The sequence below is a fragment of the Klebsiella sp. YJ genome, assembly GCF_002108615.1.
GTDB classification, from domain to species: Bacteria; Pseudomonadota; Gammaproteobacteria; order Enterobacterales; family Enterobacteriaceae; genus Klebsiella; species Klebsiella planticola.
Genome location: NZ_MTEG01000067.1, coordinates 1 through 8,036 on the forward strand (window position 1 = coordinate 1; position 8,036 = coordinate 8,036).

General features: G+C 55.1%; 6 protein-coding genes and 1 pseudogene. 3 read left to right on the forward strand and 4 right to left on the reverse strand.

Features of this window, described 5'->3' with window-relative positions; translation table 11 throughout:
• Positions 1-120: 120 nt before the first annotated feature.
• Complete coding sequence (ttrR, locus tag BV390_RS29705) at positions 121-705, reverse strand: tetrathionate respiration response regulator TtrR (RefSeq protein WP_009654065.1); 585 nt, start codon at positions 703-705, stop codon at positions 121-123.
• On the reverse strand, positions 680-2,413 hold the full coding sequence (gene ttrS, locus BV390_RS29710; RefSeq protein ID WP_000948388.1) for a tetrathionate respiration histidine kinase TtrS: 1,734 nt from the start codon (positions 2,411-2,413) through the stop codon (positions 680-682). The genes ttrR and ttrS overlap by 26 nt, the downstream gene beginning before the upstream one ends.
• A gap of 227 nt (positions 2,414-2,640) precedes the next feature.
• On the opposite strand from ttrS, the gene ttrB reads away from it, so the two are divergent.
• Genes ttrB through ttrA form a run of 3 tightly spaced genes read left to right on the forward strand, consistent with a single transcriptional unit; the run spans position 2,641 to position 7,456 of the window.
• Positions 2,641-3,375, forward strand: coding sequence for a tetrathionate reductase subunit TtrB (gene ttrB, locus BV390_RS29715; protein WP_000378466.1), 735 nt, complete (start codon positions 2,641-2,643; stop codon positions 3,373-3,375).
• Positions 3,376-4,398 carry a tetrathionate reductase subunit TtrC gene (gene ttrC / locus BV390_RS29720; protein WP_001016644.1) on the forward strand — a complete coding sequence of 341 codons (1,023 nt, stop codon included), beginning with the start codon at positions 3,376-3,378 and terminating at the stop codon, positions 4,396-4,398.
• Positions 4,391-7,456: a tetrathionate reductase subunit TtrA gene (gene ttrA / locus BV390_RS29725; protein WP_000002334.1), complete on the forward strand. Its 3,066-nt coding sequence runs from the start codon at positions 4,391-4,393 to the stop codon at positions 7,454-7,456. The genes ttrC and ttrA overlap by 8 nt, the downstream gene beginning before the upstream one ends.
• Positions 7,457-7,550: 94 nt before the next feature.
• Here ttrA and BV390_RS29730 read toward each other — a convergent pair.
• Both BV390_RS29730 and BV390_RS29735 read right to left on the reverse strand, forming a co-directional pair.
• Positions 7,551-7,940 (reverse strand): annotated as a pseudogene (locus BV390_RS29730) (MetQ/NlpA family ABC transporter substrate-binding protein); the annotation flags it as partial.
• Positions 7,941-7,945: 5 nt separating this feature from the next.
• Positions 7,946-8,036: IS1 family transposase (locus BV390_RS29735; protein ID WP_024193989.1), on the reverse strand; the 91-nt coding region annotated here is incomplete at its 5' end.

Sequence of the window (8,036 nt, forward strand, 5' to 3'; positions counted from 1 at the left end):
CTCGTCGTCTTTCGTCTGATTTCCCATTTTTGCCCGCTCGTCATTAACTCAAACCAACAGCATATATCACTCTGAGTGATTTAGACAAAATTCAATGAAAATCAAATAAATGTTATCATTCTACTGAATTCTCTGAAGTCGATTAACGAGCTCAGCAAGACTTCCTGCCTGCATTTTTTCCATCACCCGCGCCCGGTGCACTTCAACCGTACGCACGGCAATATTCATGGCATCAGCAATTTCCCGATTCATTAACCCTTTTGCTACCAGATGCACCAGTTCCCGTTCTTTTGGCGTAAGTTGTTGGTAGCATGAGATGATCTCTTGTCGCGAGAACGCCGCTGCCGAGACCTGCAAGGCATGTTCTAATGCTGCCTGAAGCGGCACGGCTGACACCGGTTTTTGCAAAAAGTCGACCGCGCCACGTTTCATTTGCTCAACCGCCATCGGCACATCGCCGTGCCCGGTGAGAAAGACCACCGCCAGCGTACTTGCTTTCTGACGCATGATTTCATGCACAGCGTGCCCATCCAGTACCGGCATACGCATATCCAGCAGTAGTACGCCCACCTGGTGCAAATTTGCCTCGGCGAGGAATTTCTCGCCTTGCTCCCAGCAAGACACTTCATATCCCAGACTTTCCAATAAAAACGCACAGGCCTGGGTAACGGCAATGTCGTCATCCAGCAGATGAATTATCGCCACTACGGCCTCCTTCCTGATTTGGCTTAAAATACAATGTCACTCTCGCCCCCGCTTTACCGTCCGGGGCCTGCTGATTTTTGATCTCAATATCTCCGTTTGCGTAGCGCACCAGTCGCTGACAAATGGCCAGTCCTAGTCCCATACCTTCTTTGCGGGTGGTCATAAACGGCTGAAACGCCTGATACAACTGAGCCTCGTCAATACCTCCGGCATTATCCTGCACCTGAATACGCACGCCGCCATCCTTATGCAGGGCGCTAAACCATACCGTCGTAGCGCCTGCCTGGGCGGCATTGAGTACCAGGTTAGCCAGCACCTGCTCAAGAAGAACGCTTGGCAGCATCAACGTTAACGCCTTACTAACCTGCGTGTGCAGCGTTATCGCCGGGAATTGCTGGGGCATACGCAGTAATTGCCAGACGTGATGGATAGCATCGTGAACGTTGATGGCTTGCCAGTCATCGGTGAGTACCGGATTGCCCTGTGCCTGGCTGACCCACTGCCGGAGATTGCGCAGCGTATCGGCTCCTCGTTGTGCCTGGGCGTCTATGTGCTCAAGCGCGGGCAGCAACGGATGCTGCTCATCCTGACCACGCAGGCGAATTAGACAGCCTTGGGCATAATGACGGATAGCAGACAACGGCTGATTGAGTTCATGGGCAAAACCGGAGGTCATCTCCCCCAGCACGCTCATTTGGCGGGCAGTCTCCAGCGCCTGTTCCTGTTTGTGCAACAACACGTTGTTCCGCTCCAGCTGCCTGCCACGTCGGCGAACCAACAGCATCACCCAGATGTAATTGAGCGTAAGCAACAGCAATACGATGACCACGCCCCCCATCGCCAGTCGGTGTTGAATAAACCAGCTTTTGACATCCAGCCACAGCTGACGCTGCTGCGGATGCTGTCGGACGTCGCGCAGCAACGCTTCTACTTCACGGGTCGAGGCGGGCGCACCCCAGCGAAACGTCGCGTTTTGCGGTGCATTGAACAGTACCCGCGTGACGCGATCGGCCAGCTCGTCACTCACTACAGGTAGTGCGGCAAATGACCAGTCCGGATAGAGCGGCGTACTGGTTAAACAGGGAATTGAAGTCGGATGATTCAACACGGTCATAAAATCGGTTTTACGGATGAGGCCTTCTTCATCCATTTTTTCCAGCAGGCACACCGGCACGATCACCGCCTGCACGGCTTTTTCACGTAATAAATAGAGTAAGGCATCGGCGGGAAATCCGGTAAACGTCAGACGTAAATCACGTTCAGGGCGCAGACCGGCATCACTGAGCGCTTTATATCCCAGCAAATAGCCGCCAAACGCCTGAGCATCAATGGCGCCAACCGTTTTGCCGATCAGATCGTGTGCGGAGGTTAACCCACTGTCGCGCCTGACGAGAATGGCGCTGCCAATCACGTTACTGGTGGCTTTCCCACCACGGGTGGATCGTAACGACGCCAGCCAGCGTAGCGCTGAGCGGCTGTTAAGCTGGACAAACTGCGCCGGATTGGTGACCACAAAGTGTACCGTTCCACGATTCACCGCCTCCTGCATCTGCCGCAGGTCCAGCGGTTGAATATGAAACTGCTCACCGGGGATTTGCTGATTCAACAAGGTTTCCAGCGGCTGCCAGTGATTACGTGTAGAAACCTCCCCGCGCATCGCCAAAACGCCAATGTTCCATGTCTGCGCCCTGACCGCGCCACTTAGCATCCACAGCGACGCCAGTACCGTCAGACATCTTACTACGTTGCGTCCCACTCAATTGTCCCTGTCAATTATGTTGTTTTAGATCAACAACAAGCCGGGTATGTGGTTAACCACAATAGAGTATACCCCGTCACGATTTTTACACTGTAAATCATTGAGATTCTTTATTCATCACACGCAAATCAACGGCGTGACCAATGTTTCGTTGTTGCATCGTGACGGGAGAAAATATGGACAGCAGTAAACGGCAGTTTCTCCAGCGACTGGGCGTCCTGACCGCTGGCGCATCACTGGTTCCGCTGGCTCAGGCGCAATTTCCCTTTTCGCCTGAACGCCACGAAGGCTCACAACAGCATCGCTACGCCATGCTGGTTGACCTGCGACGCTGTATCGGCTGCCAGGCCTGTACCGTCAGTTGCGCCATTGAAAACCAGACGCCACAGGGCGAATTTCGTACCCTCGTCAACCAGTATCAAGTACAGATTGAAGGCCAGCAAAGCGTTACCAACGTCCTGCTGCCGCGACTGTGCAACCATTGTGATAATCCCCCTTGCGTGCCCGTTTGCCCGGTACAAGCCACTTTCCAACGCGAAGACGGCATTGTGGTGGTCGACAACACACGCTGCGTGGGCTGCGCCTATTGCGTGCAGGCCTGCCCTTATGATGCGCGATTCATCAACCATGAAACGCAAACCGCCGATAAATGTACCTTTTGCGTTCACCGCCTCGAAGCGGGGCTGCTCCCGGCCTGTGTGGAATCCTGCGTCGGCGGCGCGCGCATCATTGGCGATATTAAAGATCCGCACAGCCGCATTTCGCAAATGCTGCATGAGCACCATGATGCCATCAAAGTCCTGAAGCCGGAAAGCGGTACGTCTCCTCACGTGTTCTATCTGGGGCTGGATGAGGCGTTTGTTACCCCATTGATGGGACGTGCTCAACCCGCTCTCTGGCAGGAGGTTTAAATGAACCATTCACTGATTATCGACGAGGTTCTGGCCCATCCCCAGGACGTAAGCTGGTTACCCTGGGCCGTACAATATTTCTTTTTCATCGGCATTGCCGCCTGCGCCGCGCTGTTCGCATGCGTTCTCCACTGGCGCAAAAAAGAAACGGCAGACCTGGAGAATCTGACGCTGCTAATCGCCCTGACCTGCGCGATTACCGCGCCGCTGGCGCTGACTGCTGATCTACACCAAACCGCCCGCGTCTGGCACTTCTATGCGTATCCGACGCCATGGTCCTGGATGCCGTGGGGCGCGCTGTTTTTACCGCTGTTTACCGGTTTTTTAGGTCTGTGGTTTCTGGCGCAGCATGTGAAACGGCTAACGCTAAAAAGTTACAGCGTCACAAAATGGTTAGCACTTGGTAGCGCGCTGTCCGCCATCGGATTGCTGGTTTACACCGGCCGTGAAGTGTCGGTGGTACAGGCGCGTCCCATTTGGTTCAGTTACGCCTTTCCGGTTGCGATGTTCCTCAGCGCGCTGCAAACATTTCTTGCCCTGCTTATTGCCACGACAAATAGCAAGGACGCACTACCGCGTAAGCTAGCGTGGGGGCAAATGGTCACGTTGATCGCGCTGGCTATCGTGGTGGCGATCTGGGCGAGTGGGAATACGCTTTCCGGTTCGGCTATCCGTCAGTGGCTGGATGTTGCCTCTTCAGCACAACACTACGCTATCGGTTGGGTTGCGCTATGGCTTGTTTCGCTTGCTCTTTGCGGGTTGGTTGTACGTTACCCCTTATCGCTACCGCTGCGCATATTACTCGCTTTTAGCGCTATGGCGCTGTGCTGGCTAATGCGCTGGACGTTACTCATCCAGGTGCAGACCGTACCGAAATTTAACGCGCAGTTTAATCCCTATACCCTGCCCGGCGGCACCGATGGCTGGCTGGCTATTGTGGGTACCTTCGGCCTGTGGATAGCACTGATTATTATTGTTCGTGAAGCCCTGAACGCGATCGCAAGGAGAATGCAACATGGCTAATTTAACCCGTCGTCAGTGGCTTAAAGTCGGCCTTGCCGTAGGTGGCATGGTGACTTTTGGCCTGAGTTATCGGGATGTGGCAAAGCGCGCGATAGACGGTTTGTTGGACGGAACCTCGGGCAAAATTACCCGTGACCGCATTTTTGCCAACGCGCTCATCCCCGAAGCCAACGCCCGGCCTCACTGGCAGCAAAACCCGCAGCAGGTGATCTCGATGACGCAGTGCTTTGGTTGCTGGACGCAGTGTGGTGTACGGGTTCGCGTTGACACTGAGCAAGGCAAAGTGCTGCGCATTGCGGGCAACCCTTATCATCCGTTGTCGCACGAGCACCATATAGACGCCTCTGTCCCCTTTGCCACGGCAATGGAACAGTTGACCGGGGAGTCAGGTCTTGACGCACGTTCTACCGCCTGCGCCCGTGGTGCAACCTTACTCGAAGGTCTGTACAGCCCGCTACGTATTCTGGAGCCTATGAAGCGCGTCGGTAAACGCGGTGAAGGAAAATGGCAGCGCATCAGCTTCGAACAGCTGATCAAAGAGGTGGTGGAAGGTGGGGATTTGTTTGGTGAAGGCCACGTTGATGGTCTGAGAGCTATCCACGATCCCACTACACCGCTTGATGCGAAACATCCCGGCTTTGGCCCAAAATCCAATCAACTGCTGGTCACCAATACCAGCGATGAAGGACGTGATACCTTTTTACGTCGCTTCGCACTGAACAGTTTCGGCAGTAAAAACTTCGGCGCTCATGGCGCTTACTGCGGTCTGGCCTATCGGGCCGGTTCAGGTGCGTTAATGGGCGATCTGGATAAAAATACCCACGTAAAACCCGACTGGGATAACGTCGAATTCGCGCTGTTTATGGGCACCTCTCCGGCGCAATCCGGCAACCCGTTTAAGCGCCAGGCCCGCCAGCTGGCCAGCGCCCGTTTACGTGACGACTTCCGCTATGTTGTGGTGGCGCCAGCCCTGCCATTAACCACGGTGCTGGCTGACGATCGCGGCCACTGGCAGCCCGTACGACCGGGAAGCGACTCCGCGCTGGCTATGGGGATGATAAGCTGGATTATCGATAAACAACGCTATAACGCTGATTATCTCGCCATTCCCGGCGTGCAGGCCATGCAGCAGGCAGGAGAAAAAAGCTGGACTAATGCAACGCATCTGGTGATTACCGATGAAATTCCAACGCTTGCCGGACAACACCTGACCCTCGCCCATCTGAGTGCAAACGCAGCCCAGGAGCCGGTGGTCGTCAACGAGGCCGGTGAGATTGTCGCCGCCAGCAGTTGCCCGCGCGCTCAGCTGTTTGTTACCCGTGAAGTGACGCTGGCCGACGGGCAGACAGTAACGGTAAAAAGCAGCTTCCAGTGTCTGCGTGAGTCCGCAGAGAAACTGTCGCTAACGCAGTACAGCCAGCAGTGTGGGGTGTCAGAAGCAGACATTGCCGTTCTGGCCGACGCATTCACCCGCCACGGGCGTAAAGCGGCGGTGATCACGCACGGCGGAATGATGGCAGGCAATGGATTTTATAACGCCTGGTCGGTGATGATGCTCAATGCGCTTATTGGTAACCTCAGCCTTGAAGGCGGCGTGTTCGTCGGCGGCGGCAAATTTAATGGTGCCACCGACGGTCCGCGCTACAACATGGACAGCTTCGCCGGGAAGGTAAAACCGAAAGGGTTAAGCATCGCGCGCAGTAAAACCGCTTATGAGTCTTCGGAAGAGTACCGCAATAAGGTGGCTGCCGGGCAATCGCCCTTCCCGGCTAAAGCGCCGTGGTATCCGTTTGTCGCCGGTCAGCTTACCGAACTCCTCGTCTCGGCGCTTGAAGGTTACCCTTATCCGCTGAAAGCCTGGATCTCCAACATGACCAACCCGTTTTACGGCATTGCGGGGTTACGCGGCGTGGCGGAAGAAAAGCTCAAGGATCCTGCTCGTCTGCCGCTGTTTATTGCCATTGACGCCTTTATGAACGAAACCACGGCGCTGGCAGATTACATCGTGCCGGATACCCACAACTTCGAAAGCTGGGGATTCAGCGCTCCGTGGGCGGGCGTGGCCAGCAAAGCCACCACCGCGCGTTGGCCAGTTGTCAGATCGGCGACCAGCCTCACGGCTGACGGTCAACCGGCCTCGATGGAGTCTTTCTGTATCGCAGTGGCAAAGCGCATCGGGCTACCTGGATTCGGCGACAATGCAATTACCGATCCGCAAGGTAATCACTATCCGTTGAACCGTGCGGAAGATTACTACCTGCGTCTCGCGGCCAATATTGCGTTTATGGGCAAAGCTCCGGTTGCTGAAGCACAGCCGGAAGACATAGCGCTGACCGGGGTCCAGCGGATCATGCCTGTGATGACCCAAACGTTGAAAACCGATGAAATCAGCCGAGTGGCGTTTATCTACTCCCGCGGCGGGCGCTTTGCGCCGGACAACAGCGGGCGAGTTGATAACCGCGTCGGCAATGCCTGGGAAAAACCGCTCCAAATCTGGAATGCGAACGTCGCCGCGCACCGCCATGCGATTACTGGCGAGCGCTACAGCGGCTGCCCGGCCTGGTATCCATCACGTCTGTCAGATGGACGTGCGGTCGAGGAGTTGTTCCCGGAACAAGAGTGGCCGTTGAAGCTGATTTCCTTCAAATCCAATACCATGTCCAGCGCCACGGCGGTGATCCCACGCCTTCATCATCTGAAGCCGGTTAATCTGGTGGCGCTCAATCCACAGGATGGTCAGCGGTATGGTTTAGCACACGGCGATATCGTGCGTATCACCACCCCTGGTGGTCAGGCGCAAGCGCAGATAAGCCTGCTGCATGGCGTCATGCCGGGTGTCATCGCCATTGAACATGGTTACGGACATAAAGAAATGGGCGCGGCACAGCATACCCTCGACGGTGAGCCGATGGCGTTTGATGAGCAGATTAAGTCGGGGATTAATCTCAACGAATTGGGTTTTGCGGACCCAACCCGACAGGTAGCCAATACCTGGCTTGACTGGGTGTCGGGTGCGTCGGTGCGTCAGGGGTTGCCAGCGAGAATTGAGCGAGTGTAGCTCTGGTGCCGCATGGCATCGCGAACGCGTTTTACCCGGCCTACAGGACATCGTAGGCCGGATAAAGCACTGCCGCCACCCGGCAAAAAGCAGATTAGTTGTTTACCGGGATCACCGCACCTTTATATTTAGTACGGATCCAGTCCTGGATCTCTTTTGAATGCAGGACATCAACCAACGCTACGATATCCTTTTTCTTCTCGTCGCCACGATGCACGGTAATGATGTTGGCATACGGGTTGTTTTCACCACTTTCAACGGCAATAGGATCTTTCACTGGATCCAGCCCGGCATCGATGGCGTAGTTGGCGTTAATCACCACCGCATCGCCTTCGTCGTTGTTATACATCTGCGGTAACAGCGCGGCTTCCACGTTTGGCAGGAACTTCAGCTTTTTCGGGTTTTCGACGATATCGCTAATGCGCGCGGTTACTTTATCCACGCCCGGCTTCAGCTTGATCACACCCTCTTTTTGGTAATGACTCCAACTTATTGATAGTGTTTTATGTTCAGATAATGCCCGATGACTTTGTCATGCAGCTCCACCGATTTTGAGAACGACAGCGACTTCCGTCCCAGC

Bases quoted from the DNA above. Each gene is read 5' to 3' on its own strand.
- ttrS (WP_000948388.1), bottom strand. From the start codon at position 2,413: ATGCTAAGTGGCGCGGTCAGGGCGCAGACATGGAACATTGGCGTTTTG.
- ttrB (WP_000378466.1), top strand. From the start codon at position 2,641: ATGGACAGCAGTAAACGGCAGTTTCTCCAGCGACTGGGCGTCCTGACC.
- ttrC (WP_001016644.1), top strand. From the start codon at position 3,376: ATGAACCATTCACTGATTATCGACGAGGTTCTGGCCCATCCCCAGGAC.
- ttrA (WP_000002334.1), top strand. From the start codon at position 4,391: ATGGCTAATTTAACCCGTCGTCAGTGGCTTAAAGTCGGCCTTGCCGTA.